The sequence below is a fragment of the Mycobacterium sp. ABE4_509 genome (assembly GCF_056160785.1).
Genome location: NZ_JBSWXU010000341.1, coordinates 1 through 529, shown reverse-complemented (window position 1 = coordinate 529; position 529 = coordinate 1). Strand labels below are relative to the sequence as shown.

Below are 529 nucleotides of genomic sequence, written 5' to 3'. Positions count from 1 at the left end.
GACCAGCACGGTGGCCAGGCCGTCCGGCAGCCCGTCCAGCCAGGCGCGCAGCCCGACGCGGGTCAGGGCGTCGCGCAGTTCGTCGTCGGTCGCGTCGCCGCGCACGACGAGCAGGTTGTCGCGCACCGTGGTGGAGAACAGGTGTGCGTCCTCGGCGAAGAACACCCCGGCGGGCGGGCCCGAACCGGGAAGCAGGCCCGCGGTGCGCATCAGCAGCGTGGTCTTGCCGCTGCCGCTGGGGCCGAGCACCGCGACCCGGGCGCCCGGGGTGAGGTCGAGGTCAGGTGAGTCGGGTCGGCGGTCGTCGTCGGCGGCGGTGTCGGGATCGGTGAGTGCACCGAGGCGCTGCGCGGCGATGCGGGCACGCATGAGGGAGACGGCGGCACCGGGCAGAGCCATGGTGGCCTCGAACGCCGACAGTGGCACCAGCATCAGGATCGCCACCGTGGTGGGGGCCACGGCGTCGGCCAGCGCGACCCCGGCGAGCACGGCGGCCAGCACGGTGGCGCCGATCGCTGCGGTCGGTGCC

1 protein-coding gene is annotated in these 529 nt (G+C 75.2%); it reads right to left on the bottom strand.

Annotated features, from left to right (window positions below; all coding sequences use genetic code 11):
* Positions 1-529: ATP-binding cassette domain-containing protein (locus tag ACXAID_RS28385; RefSeq protein WP_475025471.1), on the bottom strand; the 529-nt coding region annotated here is incomplete at both ends.